14 protein-coding genes are annotated in these 16,628 nt (G+C 34.0%); 7 read left to right on the top strand and 7 right to left on the bottom strand.

Features of this window, described 5'->3' with window-relative positions; translation table 11 throughout:
- Position 1 precedes the first annotated feature (1 nt).
- The 3 genes from EZM65_RS14875 to EZM65_RS14865 are packed head-to-tail and all read left to right on the top strand — an operon-like array spanning position 2 to position 2,533.
- Entirely contained in the window at positions 2–1,507 is a 1,506-nt protein-coding gene (locus EZM65_RS14875) for a peptide MFS transporter (protein ID WP_136669352.1), read from the top strand.
- A gap of 51 nt (positions 1,508–1,558) precedes the next feature.
- The gene (locus EZM65_RS14870) at positions 1,559–2,017 is read left to right on the top strand and encodes a DUF255 domain-containing protein (RefSeq protein ID WP_136669351.1); all 459 of its coding nucleotides are present in this window, start codon (positions 1,559–1,561) and stop codon (positions 2,015–2,017) included.
- Between the two features lie 3 nt (positions 2,018–2,020).
- Positions 2,021–2,533 (top strand): thioredoxin family protein, encoded by a 513-nt coding sequence (locus EZM65_RS14865; RefSeq protein WP_136669350.1) that lies wholly within the window; start codon positions 2,021–2,023, stop codon positions 2,531–2,533.
- A 7-nt stretch (positions 2,534–2,540) separates the two neighbouring features.
- On the opposite strand, the gene EZM65_RS14860 is transcribed toward EZM65_RS14865, so the two are convergent.
- From EZM65_RS14860 to surE, 4 genes are read right to left on the bottom strand one after another with little or no spacing between them, the layout of a single operon-like run.
- Positions 2,541–4,574 carry a ComEC/Rec2 family competence protein gene (locus EZM65_RS14860; protein ID WP_136669349.1) on the bottom strand — a complete coding sequence of 678 codons (2,034 nt, stop codon included), beginning with the start codon at positions 4,572–4,574 and terminating at the stop codon, positions 2,541–2,543.
- Between the two features lies 1 nt (position 4,575).
- Entirely contained in the window at positions 4,576–5,691 is a 1,116-nt protein-coding gene (gene lpxB, locus EZM65_RS14855) for a lipid-A-disaccharide synthase (protein ID WP_136669348.1), read from the bottom strand.
- The gene (locus tag EZM65_RS14850; protein WP_136669347.1) at positions 5,691–5,963 is read right to left on the bottom strand and encodes a hypothetical protein; all 273 of its coding nucleotides are present in this window, start codon (positions 5,961–5,963) and stop codon (positions 5,691–5,693) included. Before EZM65_RS14850 ends, lpxB begins: the two co-directional genes overlap by 1 nt.
- Positions 5,950–6,729 carry a 5'/3'-nucleotidase SurE gene (gene surE, locus EZM65_RS14845; protein WP_136669346.1) on the bottom strand — a complete coding sequence of 260 codons (780 nt, stop codon included), beginning with the start codon at positions 6,727–6,729 and terminating at the stop codon, positions 5,950–5,952. Before surE ends, EZM65_RS14850 begins: the two co-directional genes overlap by 14 nt.
- A 132-nt stretch (positions 6,730–6,861) precedes the next feature.
- Here surE and EZM65_RS14840 point away from each other — a divergent pair, with 132 nt between their 5' ends.
- Complete coding sequence (locus EZM65_RS14840; RefSeq protein WP_136669345.1) at positions 6,862–9,039, top strand: carboxy terminal-processing peptidase; 2,178 nt, start codon at positions 6,862–6,864, stop codon at positions 9,037–9,039.
- Positions 9,040–9,111: 72 nt separating this feature from the next.
- On the opposite strand, the gene EZM65_RS14835 is transcribed toward EZM65_RS14840, so the two are convergent.
- From EZM65_RS14835 to map, 3 genes are all read right to left on the bottom strand, one after another.
- The gene (locus EZM65_RS14835; protein WP_136669344.1) at positions 9,112–11,997 is read right to left on the bottom strand and encodes a DEAD/DEAH box helicase; all 2,886 of its coding nucleotides are present in this window, start codon (positions 11,995–11,997) and stop codon (positions 9,112–9,114) included.
- Between the two features lie 10 nt (positions 11,998–12,007).
- Positions 12,008–12,778 carry a class I SAM-dependent methyltransferase gene (locus tag EZM65_RS14830; protein WP_136669343.1) on the bottom strand — a complete coding sequence of 257 codons (771 nt, stop codon included), beginning with the start codon at positions 12,776–12,778 and terminating at the stop codon, positions 12,008–12,010.
- A gap of 69 nt (positions 12,779–12,847) precedes the next feature.
- A complete protein-coding gene (gene map, locus EZM65_RS14825) occupies positions 12,848–13,672 on the bottom strand; it encodes a type I methionyl aminopeptidase (RefSeq protein ID WP_136669342.1) in 825 nt (274 codons plus the stop codon).
- A gap of 123 nt (positions 13,673–13,795) precedes the next feature.
- Between map and EZM65_RS14820 the strand changes: the two genes are divergently transcribed.
- The 3 genes from EZM65_RS14820 to EZM65_RS14810 form a co-directional block, all read left to right on the top strand.
- Complete coding sequence (locus EZM65_RS14820) at positions 13,796–15,073, top strand: acetyl-CoA hydrolase/transferase family protein (RefSeq protein ID WP_136669341.1); 1,278 nt, start codon at positions 13,796–13,798, stop codon at positions 15,071–15,073.
- Positions 15,074–15,426: 353 nt separating this feature from the next.
- Positions 15,427–15,927: a transcription termination/antitermination protein NusG gene (locus EZM65_RS14815; protein ID WP_136669340.1), complete on the top strand. Its 501-nt coding sequence runs from the start codon at positions 15,427–15,429 to the stop codon at positions 15,925–15,927.
- Positions 15,927–16,628: hypothetical protein (locus EZM65_RS14810; protein WP_136669339.1), on the top strand; the 702-nt coding region annotated here is incomplete at its 3' end. The genes EZM65_RS14815 and EZM65_RS14810, both read left to right, overlap by 1 nt.

Genomic DNA, 16,628 nt, shown 5'->3' with positions numbered 1-16,628 from the left:
TATGGCTACAACAATAGAAGAAATTCAAAATTTTAAAGGGAAATATCCAAAACAACTTTGGTATTTGTTTTTTAGTGAAATGTGGGAGCGTTTCAGTTTCTATGGTATGCGTGGTATGCTTACTGTTTTTATGGTAAGTCAACTTGCGATGAATGAAACCACTGCTAATTTACAGTACGGTGCTACTCAAGCATGGGTGTACGCTTTTACATTTATTGGTGGATTATTTGCTGATAAGATTTTAGGTTTGCGACGCTCTTTGTTTTGGGGAGGTTTGCTTATGATTGTTGGAAGTATTATTTTGTCAATCGATCCTAAGAATTTTTTCTTTTTAGGTATATCGTTTACTATTGTAGGTACAGGTTTTTTTAAGCCAAATATTTCATCAATGGTAGGGCAATTGTATAAAGATGGAGACGTACGTCGTGATGCCGGTTTTTCTTTGTTTTATGCAGGAGTTAATTTGGGAGCTTTAATAGGAGGGTATATTTGTATTGCTGTAGCTAATGGCAATCTTTGGTCTTCATTAGTGCCAGAAAATTTACGTTGGAATTATGCATTTGGTTTTGCATCAATAGTAATGATTATAAGTTTGTTAACTTTTACTCAAACACAGAAAAGTTTGGGTGAAATAGGATTGTCTCCATTAGCTCATTTAGAAAATTCTAAACGCAAAATATTTGAAATTGCGACCTATATAGGTTCGTTAGCAATTATTCCGGTTATTATTTTGATGGTTGCTAACACAGTGTATACGGATTATTTTATGATGATAATTGGTCCAGCTTCAATTTTGTATTTGTTTTATGAGATGAAAAATTTCTCAAGATCAGAAAATATGAAATTATTAGCAGCTTTAGTATTTATAATATTTTCGATATTCTTCTGGGCATTTTTCGAGCAGAGTGGAGGATCGTTAAGTTTGTTTGCTGCTAATAATTTAAACAATACTGTTTTAGGAGTAGAGCTAGATCCAAACGGAGTTAATAATTCTGCCAATTCATTGTTTGTAATTGCTTTTGCAGCTTTAGTAGGTATGGTATGGTTATGGATGGCTAAAAAGAAAATTGAACCTAATACTGTTGTGAAATTTGGTTTAGGATTTTTATTCTTGGCTGGAGGTTTCTGGATTTTTTATTATACTAAATTCTTTGCAGATGCATCAGGTAAAACATCTTTGGATTTATTTACTTTCGGATGGTTTATAATCACATTTGGGGAATTATGTTTGTCGCCAATCGGGATGAGTGCTATGACTAAATTATCACCCCAAAAAACGCAGGCAGTAATAATGGGAATGTGGTTTTTGGCGAGTGCATACGGACAGTATTTTGCCGGATTGTTAGGAGCGGGTATCGCAGAAGCTTCTGAAAAAGCATCAAATCTGGAAAAGTTGAATACCTATGCTGATGGTTACCAACAGTTGGGATTATATGCATTGATAGCCGGTGTGGCGTTGATCATTATTTCGCCGTTGGTTAGAAAATTAATGCAGGACGTTAAATAATTTTGTATTTTCGGCATTGTTTTTGATGATTAGAAAATTAAAATTACAGCAATGAAAAGAATTTTACTAATATTGTTTTTTTTATTAGGAGTTTTGCCGTTTCAGGCACAGAATATCAACTGGTTGACTTTAGATGAGGCTCTGGCCAAACAAAAAAAAGCCCCCAAGCCAATATTTATGGATGTTTACACCGAATGGTGTGCTCCATGTAAATTAATGGACAAAGGTACTTTTCAGGACAATTCTGTGGTTGATTATATTAACAAAAACTATTACGCAGTAAAATTTAATGCAGAAGGTAATTCGAAAGTTACTTTTCAGGGTACCTCGTTTTCAAACCCGAATTACGATCCAAACAGAAAAGGAAGAAATGCTTCGCATGAATTGACTAAATTTTTAAAAGTGCCCAGTTATCCTGTAATGTATGTTATTGATTCGAAAGGGAGTGTGAAAGAAGTCATTGAAGGAGAAAAAGGGGCATCTGAATTATTAAGGATACTAAAAAATTAATCTATGAAAAAGTTTAGCTATTTACTTGTTCTAATTCTTTCCGTTTTATTTTTGAGTTTTACGTTACATACTGAAACTAATGAAGAATCAAATTTAATCTGGCATACTGATGTTAAAAAAGCAGTTGAAATAGCTAAAAAACAGGACAAACCTTTGTTTTTCTTTTTCACAGGAAGTGACTGGTGCGGCTGGTGTATCCGTCTGCAAAAAGAAGTGTTTAAAACTCCCGAATTTGAAAAATGGGCAAAGGGCAAGGTTGTCCTGGTTGAGCTTGATTTTCCAAGACGTACCGAGCAGGCTGAGGAAACTAAAGTTCAGAATGCACAATTGCAGCAGTTGTTTCAGGTAAGAGGATATCCTACTGTTTGGTTTGTACAGGCGCAGGAAAAAGAAGGGAAAATCAATTTTCAGCAATTAGGGAGCACAGGTTATGTTGCAGGAGGGCCAACAGTATGGTTGGATGGTGCAGAAAAAATTTTAGCAAATTACGTTTCCCCTAAAAAGAAGAAGAAATAATATATAATTAATCTATTTTGTAAAATCCCTTTTCATAAGTACTGTGAAAAGGGATTTTTCTTTTTTGGCAGGTTCTTTTCCACATCTCAATATAATTTTTATAATTAGATGCGTCTGCAACAACCTGCTCCGGTTTCAAATTGTTTAGAATACGGTCTAAATTTATTTTTGGAGATTGCGTTAAAATTAAGATAGAAGCGATTCTGTTTTTTGGATATGCAGCAGTACTGTCAATCAATAAAATCTTTTTGTTCTTGAAATAATAACAGTTTTTCAAGGGTTGAAAAGTCTTTATCCTGGAAAAATTAGCGGTACTGAATGTTTTAAGCATATTTTCCTCAAAAGTTTCTTTATTAATCCTGTTCCTATAATGAACTGCGGTTTCCTGATTCTTTGTTTCGCCTATAATAGTGTTGTGTAATGTATTGAAAACAATAAAGCTTTTAGATGTTTTAGCATTCCAATGATTCCACAACACATTGGCTTGTAAAAACAATAAGATTGTTATACTTAATATCAGTTTTTTAAAACCGGGCTTGTATATCCAGCTAAATAAGGTTATCAGAAATATGTAGGATAGTAACAGCATCGAGTTTGTAAAAGGGATATCTCTTAATACAAAACTCTCTGCTGAAGCAATGAGATTGATGAAATAATTCATTCCTTTTATCGAATAAGCCACAGCCTGAATTAAAATTTCGGGAGTAAAATTAAAATAAGCTGCAACAGTGAGTAAACAGCCTAATGGCATTATTAAAAATTCCAGAAACGGAATGACAACTAAGTTGGTTATAAAAAACAAACCGGGGAACTGATGGAAATAATACAGACTTAATGGTAAAGTGCCTATTTGAGCCGCAAATGAGACTGTCATTATTTTCCAAAAGAAAGTAACCAAGCGGTTTTCTGGCTGCCATATTTTAGCTAATAACGGTTCAATAGTCAATAAAGAAAATACTGCCAGATAACTCAGCTGAAATCCAATGTCAAAAAGAATATACGGTTCAAAAACTAGTATGATGAACATTGAAGCCACAGCCGTATTGAATACATTGCTCTCTCTTTTTAAATAATTTCCATAAGCTATAATGCTGAACATGACTGTTGACCGGATTACTGAAGGTGCCAATCCAGCTATGAAGGCAAATGCCCAAAGAGCAGTAACAGTCAATAAAAATCTCGAAGTATTTCCCAGTTTGGTTTTAGGGATTGGTTTTAAAAGAAAGGTTACAAACAATAATATAAAGCCAATATGCAGCCCTGAAACTGAAAGTATGTGTACTGCTCCTGCAAATTGATAATCTTTTACAATGTCCCGGCTGATTTCCTGTTGCTGACCTAAAATCAGGGCATTAATAACAGCCGATTCTCTTTCAGGAAACCACGCTTCTTTTAGATTTTTTATGATGGTCTCCCTGAATTGTGCCGTGTAATAACGGATGGATTTTTCGGGTTTGAAATTAACTTTTATTGCACTTGCATCGGTAAAAATCTGTCCGTATATATTTCTGGTTTTGAGATATTCTCCGTAGTCAAACTGATTGGGATTATCAGGTTTCGGATTCGTGGATATTTGGTCGGTGATGAGGATTTTTTGACCGATAAATAGATTTTCTGCTTTTCCTTTTTTAAGATTTAGAATTATTTTTCCAAATGATTTTTTTTGATCAATTTGGTTGACTTTAATCACGAAGCGTTCGTATTTACTTCCTGTTTTTAACTTTTCAATTATAGTCCCGTTAATCAGGCTGGTTTTGCCGAAAACATTCTGATTGTAAAAATGATGGTCATGAAAAGTTTCTTTCCTGACAGAAGAAAGCAAGATACCTAGAAAAAATAATGTTGCATATAAAAAAACTGCAAAACTTTTTTGACTTTGAAATTTCTTAAGGGAGTAAAAATTAGAAAAAAGCATTCCTAATGTGCTTACACACGTTAGAATGATTATTGAAAATAAGGAAAATTCAAAATAATAGGAAACTGCAATTCCCAATACATACCAAATAGTGATTTTAATAATAGGGAATTGCAGTAACTTCATGCTATTTTTTTAAGCTTTCTACAATCAGCTTTGCTGTTTTTCTACTGGCGCCGGAGCCACCTAATTTTTCCTCCAGTTCTTTGAAGTCTTCCAGTACTTTATTTCTGTGGTTTTCTTCGAGAATCTTTTGAAGCTCTTTTTTGATGTTTTCCTTATTGCATTCGTCTTGAATCAATTCGGTTACGACAGGAGCATCCATAATTAAATTTACAAGTGAAATGTATTTTAAAGTGATGATTCTCTTGGCAATTTGATAAGAAATATTGCTTCCTTTGTATAAAACCACTTCAGGGACTTTGAAAAGCGCAGTTTCCAGTGTGGCTGTGCCTGAAGTTACCAATGCAGCATGCGAAACGCTTAATAAATCATAAGTTTTATTGGAAATAAAATTTACATTTTTATCTTTCAGGAAAGGTTTGTAAAAATCATACTCCTGACTGGGAGCACCTGCAATTACAAATTGATAATCCTTGAAATCATTTACTACAGAAAGCATCTCATTGAGCATTTTTGTGATTTCCTGTTTTCGGCTTCCGGGTAAAAGTGCAATAATCGGTTTGTCAGATAAATTGTTTTCTTTTTTGAAAGTTGCTTCATCTGTTTTTATTCTGTTTTGAATGGCATCGATAAGTGGATGGCCGACAAATTCCACAGGATAGTTGTGTTTTTTCTCGTAAAAATCTTTTTCAAAAGGAAGAATCACATACATTTTATCAACATCTCTTTTAATAGCATTGATTCTGTTTTCTTTCCATGCCCAAATTTGCGGCGAAATATAATAATGGGTCGGAATTCCTAGAGTTTTGGCCCATTTGGCAATACGCATGTTGAACCCCGGATAATCAATAAAGATTAAAACATCCGGTTGAAATTTTTGAATGTCTTTTTTACAGATTTTCAGATTGTTTAAAATGGTTTTTAAATTCATAACCACTTCTATAAACCCCATGAAAGCTAAATCACGATAGTGTTTTACTAAAGTGCCTCCGGTTTTTTGCATTAAATCGCCGCCCCAAAAATGTATTTCTGCATTTGGATCTTCATTGAAGATGCTCTTCATTAAATTCGAGCCGTGTAAATCACCTGAAGCTTCTCCGGCTATGATATAATATTTCATTATACTAACATTGTAATAACAGTTAAAATAAGAGTAGCAAGTACAACGCCACGGGCCATCAGTTCTTTGTCGAATTTCAAAAGTCCAAAGAAAACCGCTATGTTTAAGATAGCGCCAAGAGTAATCACTTTGCCTAAATAGCCCAGTTGTTTCATGCTTTGAATGCCTTCTTCAAAAGAGTATTCTGAAAAAAACTCGAAAAATATTATAATACCAATGAAGGTTGTGGCAAAACCAATTAAAACACCAATCAGTAAATCAATTTTTTTCATTCAGATTCCAGTTGTTAAGTTGTTGAATGGCATGGTGTGCTGTCAAGTCAAATTGTACAGGCACAACCGAAATATATCCATTGCTTAAAGCCCATTCATCAGTATCTTCGCCTTTGTCCTCACAAACAAATTCGCCGGCAAGCCAATAGTACTCTTTTCCAAAAGGAGACTGTCTTTTGTCGAACTTTTCGGAATATTTTGCTTTGGCCTGTCTGCAGATTTTTATGCCTTTGATTTCCTCTTTTTTAAGCTTGGGAAAGTTCACATTCAGAATGACTCCTTCGGGTAAACCATGCTGTAAAACTTCTTTAATAATTTTTCTGACAAAAGGTTTGATTTGTTCAAAATCGGCTTTCCATGAAAAATCACAAAGTGAAAAACCTATGGAAGGGATACCTTCAATTCCGGCTTCGATAGCGGCACTCATAGTGCCCGAATAGATAACATTTATGGAGGAATTGGCTCCGTGGTTTATGCCTGATACACAAAGATTTATTTTCTCTTTTATAATTTCGTTTTTGGCAATTTTAACACAGTCAGCCGGAGTTCCGGAAGTTGTATATTCTGTGATTTCGGCATTGTCTTCTGATATTTTGTCGATATGAAGCGTGTTGTTTACAGTAATGGCGTGTCCCATGCCGCTCTGCGGACTGTCAGGTGCCACAATTACCACATTTCCAAATTCTTTTACCACATCTACCAATGCTTTTATACCTGGAGCTGTAATACCGTCGTCATTTGTAACTAAAATTAAAGGTTTTTTCATCTGAAATTTAACATAAAAAGTATTGCTAAAGTAAGCAATTTTAATTGTTTCTGCCTAATTTTACATCTTTAACAAAAAATTATCTGGTAAGATGTTTATTGGCATAGTTTTTTATGTATTTTAGTAAAAGTTATGAACGCAATTTGGTTATTTATGAGAAAGAATTATAGAGTATTACTGCTTGTGGTGGCGGTATCGGCTGTATTGTGGAGTTTTAAGCCAAAGTTTAACAATGACGATCCGGAAAAAGACAAGATTTTACTGGATTTGATTACCTACGTCATTGAAAAAGGACACTACGATCCTGCAGCTATGGACGACAATTTCTCCAAAGGTGTTTATGGAAATTTTATTGATGCCCTGGATCCTTCAAAACGTTTCTTCCTGGAATCGGATATTAAGGAGTTCAAACAGTATGAACTTCAGGTAGATGATATGCTTAGAAACCGTGACTTAACATTCTTTAATCTGGTGTATGAAAGAGTTCAGAAAAGAATGAATGAAGCTAAAGTCATTTACAGAGCTTTGAATGACAAACCTTTTGATTTCAATACAAGTGAATCAATTAATATTGATTCTGATAAAATAGCATTTGCAAAAAACTATAATGAGCTTAAAAACAGATGGCGTTTGCAGATAAAACTCTCTACTCTGGCTTCATTGGTTGATAAGCAGAAAATCGAGCAGGATAAAAAAGCCAAAGATGCTTCCTACGCTGTAAAAACAACGGCACAACTGGAGAAAGAATCAAGAGAGTCTGCAATTAAAAATCTTGACGAATATTTCGATTTTGTAAGCGATCTGGATAGAAATGACTGGTTTGAAGTTTATGTTAATGCTATTGTAACCCAGTTTGATCCCCATACGTTTTATTTTGCTCCTGAAGAAAAGGAGAAATTTGATATCAGCATGAGCGGAAAATTAGAAGGTATTGGTGCCCGTTTGCAAAAGAAAAACGACAATACTGAAATTTCTGAGCTTATTTCAGGCGGTCCTGCATGGAGAAGTAAAGAACTGGAGCCCGGAGATGTTATTTTAAAAGTAGCTCAGGGCAGCAACGAGCCTGTTGAAGTAACAGGTATGCGTTTAGATGATGTCGTTAAAAAGATAAAAGGACCTAAAGGAACTGAAGTCCGGTTGACAGTGAGAAAAGTTGACGGCGATGTTAAAGTTATAAAAATAATCCGTGATGTTGTTGAAATTGAGGAGACTTACGCTAAATCTACTGTAATTGAGAAGAATGGTAAAAAATTTGGTTTGATTTATCTGCCAAAATTCTATATCGATTTTGAAAACGATAACAACCGTGATGCCGCTAAAGATGTTGAAGCCGAAGTTTTAAAATTGAAAAAAGCAGGTGTTGAGGGAATTGTGATGGATTTACGTGACAACGGTGGAGGGTCTCTTAAAACGGTTGTAGATATTACTGGTTTGTTTATTGATGAAGGACCAATAGTACAGGTAAAATCTTTCGGAGGAAAAAAAGATGTTTTGGCAGATCATAATCCAAAAGTACAGTGGGATGGACCATTGGTTATTCTGCAAAATAATTTTTCCGCTTCTGCTTCAGAAATTTTTGCTGCCGCTATTCAGGATTATAAAAGAGGTATAGTATTAGGAAGTAAACAATCATATGGTAAAGGGACAGTACAGACTGTGATTGATTTGAATCAGTTTAAATTCCCGGGACAATCTAATTTTGGTGATTTTGGAGCTTTAAAAACAACTACCCAGAAATTCTATAGAATTAACGGAGGTTCAACTCAGCTTGAAGGTGTAACAAGTGATATTCCTATTCCGGACAGATATACATATATAGGTTTTGGAGAGCGCGATGAAAAGAAAGCTTTACAATGGGATAAAATCGATGCGGCTCCTTATAGAACAAGTAAGTCAATTTTAAATTTTGAAAGTGTTGTTACTAACAGTCAAAAGAGAATTTCTGAAAATAACCAATTTAAATTGATTGATGAAAATGCGAAATGGATTAATGACAGAAAAGATGAAAGTCTTGTTAATTTGAATATCGATAAATTCATTGCTGAGCAGAAAAACATTGAAGAGTCAACTAAAAAATTTAAAGAGATTACCAAGTACAAAAATCTTTTACAAATACGCAATCTTCCAGGTGAATTGGAGCTTATGAAAAAAGATGCTGATTTTTCACGTAAGCGTAAAGACTGGTATGAGGCAATTTCTAAAGACGCTTATATTGATGAGGCAATTAATGTTCTTGGAGATATTAAATCACCATTGTTAGCTAACAAGCCAATTCCGTCTAAAAAACCTAAATTGCTTGTGAAATCATAACATAATGATTTATAAAATAAAACAAGAGGCTCTCCAAAAATAAGGGAGCCTCTTTTTATTTTAGAAGTGTAATTATTCTAATAAAAAATCCAGATTTTCCATTACATTTTCAGGAATACTGCTTTCATCAATTATACTTTCTGAAAGTTCTTTTTTCTTTTCCTGTAACTGAATTATTTTTTCCTCTATGGTGTTTTGTGTAATGAAGCGAATAACATTTACTTTGTTTTCCTGACCAATACGGTGTGCGCGAGCAATTGCTTGTTTTTCTGCAAAAGGATTCCACCATGGGTCTAATAAAATGATATAGGAAGCTTTTGTTAGATTCAATCCCACACCGCCTGCCTTTAAGGAAATAAAGAAAAAAAGTGTATCGTTGTCAGTCTGAAACTGTCTGACACTGTTTTCTCTTTCTTCGGAAGAGGTATTCCCAGTTAATGAGCAGAAACTGATATTGTTTTGACGGCACCAATCTTCATATAATTCCAGATGACTTACAAAAGAACTGAATATTAAAGTCTTGCTTTTCGATTTAACCAGTGTTTCTAAATAAGAGCTGACACTGTCGAATTTTCCTGAGGTGAAAACTGATTGTTTTTCAGCCAATCTAGGGTGATTGCTCCATTGGCGTAGTTTGAGTAATACATTAAGTATGTGTATTGGAGAAGGAGATTCTTCCAGTTTTAATAAATAATTGCGGGCCTTTGATTTTTCTTCTTCGTAGTGTTTTTCCTGCTCTTCGTTCATTTCACAAACGATTACTTGTTCTACAAGTTCAGGCAGGTCTTTCAATACCTCGTTTTTGGTTCTTCTGAGTATGTATGGATTGATAATGTTTTTTAATTCCTCAATTTTACTTTCATCTTTTTCTTTTTCAATAGGTTTTTTAAAATATTGGTCAAAAAAAGCATACTCACCTAAAATGGAAGGATTGATAAACTGCATTTGTGACCATAGATCAGCCAATGAGTTTTCGATAGGTGTACCGCTAAGGGAGATTTTATTTTCTGCCTGCAGACTGTTGAGGGCTTTGAATATTTTTGAATTCCTGTTTTTAATCTGTTGGCTTTCATCGACTATTAAATAACGGAATGGCATTTTTTCTAATTGTGAGATATCTCTATTCAATACCGCAAAACTGGTAAATACAACATCATATCTCGTCAGTTTTTTTGCTAAAACTTTTCTGTCGTTGCCAATGTATTTGATGCATTTAAAATGCGGGGTAAATTTCTTAGTTTCATTGTACCAATTAAAAACTAATGAAGAAGGCACTACAACCAGTGTTTTTAAAGGTTCCTGCTGAGATTCCTGTGACAGACTGAATAAATCCATTTCGGAACTTGAAGGTTCAGCAAGATTTTTTTCGTTTTCCTGTACTGCTATTAACAGAGCTAAGGTTTGCAGGGTTTTACCCAGCCCCATATCGTCTGCGAGACAAGCTCCTAAGCCATTTGCGTAATGATTTAATAACCATTGCGCACCTTGAATCTGATACGGGCGTAAAGTAGCTTTTAATAAAGGCGATGGTTTGTAAATAAGTGTTTGTTTAGCTTCTGTTTCGTTTTCAAGTTGGACACTGTTTAAATTCAAATTTAGATAATGACTCTTAGGTAAACTAATGCCACCATTGGTTTTTTTTGTTCCAAATTGAGCAATGTTGCCATAAGTTTTCATCCACATTGAAGGGATTATAAAGTAGGTGTCATCAGGGAGTAAAAACCATTGATTGCCATTTTTTATATTTGGAATAATGTCAGAAAACGGAAACTGATGATTACCGCAGAAAATTGTCATTTTCAAATCAAACCAATCCGCTTGTTCCGAACTTTGAAGTGAAATGGTACTTTTCTTTAGTTGGATTTTTTTATGGTCAATTTGAAAGTTTTCTAAGTTAAAACCTTCTGATTGAAGTGCTTCAAGATGTTCCAAAACAAATTCTATAGAGGCTAATTCATCCGTCTGGTCAGGTGCGTAAAAATTGCCATCCCTGTTTTTTTCGAGTCCTAGACTGATTAGTTTTTCTTCAATTATTGTTTCTTTTGAAAAATCTCTTTTATACTGGATTACGCTTACAGTCTCATTATTGTCAAATTCAATAAAAGAATGTTGATTCTTGCTTTGGTTTGATGTAAAGGATATTCCTTGGTAATCAAATTCTATTTGAAGTAAATATTTTTTGCCTAAAAAGTCATGACTTCCTTTTAAGCTGTAACCTGATATTTCATTTTTAGTAATTACCGAAAAGCCTTCAGTTTCAATAGCAACTTTTTTTATAATGTCATTAATGAATTTTTTAAAGTATTCATTTTCCATCCTTTTAGGGATGTGGATCGATTTGTTTTTTAAAAAAGGCTTCAGTTTTAAACTATCTATATCAGTGATTTGGATTAATTGTTTGTTAATGACAACCCAACAAGGGAATTGGTTAATTATAATCAGTTCACATTCACTTGGATGTGTTTTTTCATTTTTGTGCAATAAAGACAAAGTGTAATTAATACCTTCTTCATTTTTGGAAAAATGGAGTTGGGGTTTAATGACGCTATCCAGGAAATGAACTTGATTTAAATAGAAATCCTTCCTGTTATTCAGATTAATGCTGATTGGAATCTCTGATTTTTGAGTAATATTAATTAAAGCGTTTAATTTTCGGTTTAGGTAATCCTGCAGTATGGCTTTTAAGGTTTTGTCTTCTTTAAGCTGTTTTAAAGAAGTTATTTTCTTGTTTTTTGTCAGCTTTTTAAGAATGCTGTCTTTCTTTAAATCATGAATCAAAGCCATTAAGCTCTCTTCTTTCTTAGAAAGTGTTTTTGAAACACTTTTCAGTGTTTCTTCATTGGCTGTTTTATAGATGTACAGTGGGTTTTTAGAGATATCCACTATATACAAAAAAGGAAGAAAACGTTCTTCTTCCTCATTCCATGATAAATCGATTGCTAATGAAAATAGCGGCATTTTAAGTCTGTTATTTAAAACATACGGGGAGAATTTCTCCTTGTGCTAAACAATATTTTTCAACTAATTCAGGGCCTAATTTTGCGGTGTAATTAACCTCGTTAACTGTGAAGCCTATGCTTCTTAATTTGTCAAAATAATCTCTTCCATATACACGAACATGGTCGTATTGTCCAAATATTTTAGCTCTTTCTTTAGGGTCAGTGATAGTGTCATCTGAGAAAGTTGCAGCTCTTGATAGCTCTTGTGGAATTTGGAATATCCCCATTCCCCCTGGTTTTAAAACGCGGTAAAGTTCCTGCATAGCTTTAGTATCATCAGGAATATGTTCTAAAACATGATTGCAAAAAATAATATCGTAAGTACTATCCTCGAAAGGCAAGTTGCAAATGTCAGCTTTTACATCGGCTAATGGTGAAAACAAATCGGTTGTAGTGTATTCTATATTTTGCTGTTTCTTAAAACGCTTGTAAAATTCTTGTTCCGGAGCAAAATGCAATACTTTTTTCTTTTCTAGTGCCGTGAAAAAATCGGTTTCATTTTGTAAATAAAGCCATAGCAAACGGTGTCTTTCCAATGAAAGTGTACTTGGAGAAAGGACATTATTGCGTTGGGAACCATATCCGTAAGGTAAAAACATACGAAAGCTTTTCCCGTCAATAGGATCGGCAAATTTGTTTCCACGTAATAAAAATGCTAATATTGGGCGAATGATTATACTAACCCTTATTAGAATTGGTCTTGGAACTACGTTTAAAAAGAATTTGAATATTTTTTTCATAGCTTAGATGGCCTTATGTGGCTTATATGGTAAAAAATCAACACATAAGTCATATAAGAAACATAAGTTTTAGATTGATAAAGGTTCTTTTCTAAATTCATCTTCCTCATTAGAAGTAATGCCTAAAGCTTTGTAAATATAGGCAAAGGTTGAAAGTAATTCCGGTTTACCATCTATAATAGCCACATCGTGTTCAAAGTGAGCCGAAGGTTTACCGTCAGCAGTAGTGATAGTCCAACCGTCTTTATGCTGTTTGATGTTTTTTGTACCTTGATTAATCATTGGTTCAATAGCTACTACCATACCTTCCTGCAATAATTTTCCTCGGCCTTTTTTACCGTAGTTAGGCATTTCAGGGGCTTCGTGCATGGTACGGCCTAAACCGTGTCCAACCAACTCGCGTACTACACCATAACCATGACTTTCACAATATTTCTGAATAGCATGACCTACGTCTTCTGTTCTGTTTCCAGCTTTCAATTCACGAATACCTGCATACAGAGATTCTTTGGTAGCTTTTAAAAGCATTTTAGTTGCTAATGCTACTTCTCCGACTTCAAATGTATAAGCATGATCTCCGTAAAAACCATTTTTTAATGCACCACAGTCAACAGAAATTATATCACCGTCTTCCAAAGGTTTGTCAGTAGGAATACCATGAACCACTTGTGAGTTGGGACTCATACAAAGTGAATTTGGGAAACCGTACATGCCCAGGAATGCCGGTGTGGCACCATGGTCACGAATAAAGGTTTCTGCCAGTTTATCCAGATAAAGCGTACTTACTCCAGGTTTAATTTCTGAAGCTATCATTCCTAATGTTTTGGAAACAACTAATGCACTTTCACGCATTAATTCAATTTCTTCGCGGGTTTTTATAATAATTGCACTCATGATATTTGCATAGGTCTGCAAAAATACAACATTCTAGTAATAATTACCTAAATTTATCTGAATATGAGTTTTATCATATTTTGCAATATTTCACTGAGGTAAATTTGTGTAAAATTTTAGGTTATGGGTAAATATATATCGGCAGCAGAAGCTGTCAAAATTGTAAAATCAGGAGACAGAGTATATGTTCAGGCCGCTGCGGCAACACCAAGTATTTTAACTAAAGCATTAGCTGAAAGAGCTTCAGAATTACGGAATGTCGAAATCTGCCATTTGCATACTGAAGGTGAAGCCTTGTACGCAAATCCTGAGCTTGCGGAAAGTTTTCATGTGAATTCCTTTTTTATAGGTGCCAATGTACGTCATACTTTAAAAGCGGGTAACGGATCCTATACGCCTGTTTTTTTGAGTGAATTGCCTAATTTATTCCGTAAACAGGTTGTGAAACTGGATGTGGTTTTTATTCATGTATCACCGCCTGATAAGCACGGCTATTGCTCTTTGGGAACTTCGGTTGAAGCCAGTATCGCCGCGATTGAAAATGCCAAAATTGTTATTGCTCAGGTGAATCCGCAAATGCCAAGAACTTTTGGAGACGGGATTTTACATGAATCTGAAATTGATTATATGGTGGAAGTGAATCAAACTATTTTTGGACACGAAGTGGCGCCAATTTCAGAAGAAGAAGCTAAAATTGGACAATATGTGGCGAGTTTGATTGACAATAAAAGTACCCTTCAAATGGGGATTGGTTCTATTCCTAATGCGGTTCTGGCTCAACTGACAAATCATAAAGATCTTGGCTTGCATACCGAAATGTTTAGCGACGGAGTCATTGATTTGATAGAAAAAGATGTGATTAACTGTAACTACAAAGGAATCTTACAAGGGAGAGCCTTGGCTACTTTTTTGATAGGCTCACAGCGTTTGTATGATTTTGTGAATGATAATCCTTTTATTGAGATGAAGGAATCTTCTTTTGTAAACGATACAGCGCGCATACGTAAAAATCCAAAAATGATTGCGATTAATTCGGCTATTGAAGTGGATTTGACTGGTCAGGTTTGTGCCGATTCTATTGGGATGAAAATGTATTCCGGTGTGGGCGGCCAAATGGATTTTATACGCGGGGCTTCATTAAGCGAAGGAGGTAAGGCTATTATTGCATTACCATCTATTACTAAAAGTGGTGAAAGCCGCATTGTTCCTTTCTTGAAACAAGGTGCCGGTGTGGTGACTACCCGTTCCCATGTACAATATATCATTACCGAAAACGGTATCGCCGATTTATATGGCAAAACACTTAAACAGCGTGTGACGGAAATGGTAAAAATTGCGCATCCTGCACATCAAGAGACCATCGAGCGGGAATATGCTGAGTGTTTGAAGTGTATAAGTTAATCAAATTCAGATAAATTCTTTTTTTTTATTCTTCCATTTTTGCAATTATTCAAGGCTTATGGCGTTTGTTGATATTTGCAAAAATGGTTTTTTATTTACACTGCTTTCATATTTTAAAATAGAGAAAATGTTAAATTTTAGTAAATAAATTCCTACATATTGTATACCACTTTTTTTTTTGTTTATTTTGGCGACAAAACGAAAATCAAAGAACCGATAAACTAAACAAACTAAAAAAACTTAAGTTCTTTATATAAAATTCCGTTTTTAAAATACTTCTATCCCCACTTTCGCACATAAATGAGCATGTGACTTAAGAGGCGGAGCCATGAAAAAAACTGATTTTTTACTATATGAATTTCATTCAAGGTTGGTATGTTATATATACCAAATCACGCTGCGAAAAAAAAACAGCACAAAAACTTATCCAACAGAATTTCCAGGTTTATCTGCCTCTCCAAAAAACAGTTTCACAGTGGAGTGATCGTAAGAAAGAAATTGAAAAGCCTCTGTTCAGTTCTTACGTATTTATTTATCTCGAAACAATGAACGATTATTTTAAAGCTCTTACTGTAGAGGGGGTCGTTTTGTTCATCAAATTCGGGGATAAATTAATTAGAGTACTGGATGAAGAAATTAATCGCATTACTTTTTTTTTAAATCAATTTTCTGAAGTAGAGATTAAAAATTCATCAGAATTGAAGGTTGGAGATTTAAAAAGGATTAATACAGGGCCTTTTGAGAATTATGAATGTGAAATAATCAAAATTAACAGCAAGCAAAAAATTTGCGTACAAATAAATTCTTTGCAGCAAAGTCTTTTAGCAGAAATACAATCTTATCACCTAATATAATGGCAGAACCAAATTCGTTGTCAAATACTTATTGGCAAAATAAAACTAAATCTAAAAAAAGCGGAGTAAAAAGTAAAGACTCTGCTTTTAATTGTAAAGTAAAAAAAATAAGAAAAGAAGATGCCGTAGGGTTTGATAAAATTTCAAAAGGGAATTTATTGTCAAAATTTACCATCATAACTTCTGTTTTTTCATTTTTACTGGAAAAGTATTTTGAAGAATTTCAAGCAACATTATTGGTTTATGCATCCAATAACATTGGTTTAAAAAATAATTTAATTTTAGACTTAAATACAAAGGATAGTAATTCGTTTAAAGAATTTCTTCAAAAAACGGCTGCTGAAGTTAAAGAAACATTTGTTCATGCTGATTATGATAATTCGGATATACAACTGGAATCATTCTCTAATTTTTCAATACAATTCGAAAATAGCCTGAATGTTAAAAATGATGATGTAACATTAGTTTTTGAAGAAATTGAAAACGAAATTAATTTTACAATTTACTATGCATCAAATTATAAAGAGAATATTATTGAAAGTCTTCTGGAAAATTTGTGCAGAATAATTTCTGACTATGATGAAATTATAGATTTTGAATTAAAATCCTTTTCGATTTGTACAGATAATGAAAAGTCACTTTTACAACTGTTTAATGATACCAATATAGTCTACCCATCAGATGTTACAGTTTTAGATTTA

The organism is Flavobacterium sp. H122 (assembly GCF_004959765.1).
In the GTDB taxonomy this organism is placed as follows: Bacteria; Bacteroidota; Bacteroidia; order Flavobacteriales; family Flavobacteriaceae; genus Flavobacterium.
Note: the sequence above shows the minus strand (reverse complement) of the source record. Positions and strands in the feature narration are given on the sequence as shown.

Bases quoted from the DNA above. Each gene is read 5' to 3' on its own strand.
- map (WP_136669342.1), bottom strand. From the start codon at position 13,672: ATGAGTGCAATTATTATAAAAACCCGCGAAGAAATTGAATTAATGCGT.
- EZM65_RS14875 (WP_136669352.1), top strand. From the start codon at position 2: ATGGCTACAACAATAGAAGAAATTCAAAATTTTAAAGGGAAATATCCA.
- EZM65_RS14865 (WP_136669350.1), top strand. From the start codon at position 2,021: ATGAAAAAGTTTAGCTATTTACTTGTTCTAATTCTTTCCGTTTTATTT.
- EZM65_RS14815 (WP_136669340.1), top strand. From the start codon at position 15,427: ATGAATTTCATTCAAGGTTGGTATGTTATATATACCAAATCACGCTGC.
- EZM65_RS14860 (WP_136669349.1), bottom strand. From the start codon at position 4,574: ATGAAGTTACTGCAATTCCCTATTATTAAAATCACTATTTGGTATGTA.
- lpxB (WP_136669348.1), bottom strand. From the start codon at position 5,691: ATGAAATATTATATCATAGCCGGAGAAGCTTCAGGTGATTTACACGGC.
- EZM65_RS14830 (WP_136669343.1), bottom strand. From the start codon at position 12,778: ATGAAAAAAATATTCAAATTCTTTTTAAACGTAGTTCCAAGACCAATT.
- EZM65_RS14850 (WP_136669347.1), bottom strand. From the start codon at position 5,963: ATGAAAAAAATTGATTTACTGATTGGTGTTTTAATTGGTTTTGCCACA.
- EZM65_RS14840 (WP_136669345.1), top strand. From the start codon at position 6,862: ATGAACGCAATTTGGTTATTTATGAGAAAGAATTATAGAGTATTACTG.
- EZM65_RS14835 (WP_136669344.1), bottom strand. From the start codon at position 11,997: ATGCCGCTATTTTCATTAGCAATCGATTTATCATGGAATGAGGAAGAA.
- EZM65_RS14820 (WP_136669341.1), top strand. From the start codon at position 13,796: ATGGGTAAATATATATCGGCAGCAGAAGCTGTCAAAATTGTAAAATCA.
- EZM65_RS14870 (WP_136669351.1), top strand. From the start codon at position 1,559: ATGAAAAGAATTTTACTAATATTGTTTTTTTTATTAGGAGTTTTGCCG.
- surE (WP_136669346.1), bottom strand. From the start codon at position 6,729: ATGAAAAAACCTTTAATTTTAGTTACAAATGACGACGGTATTACAGCT.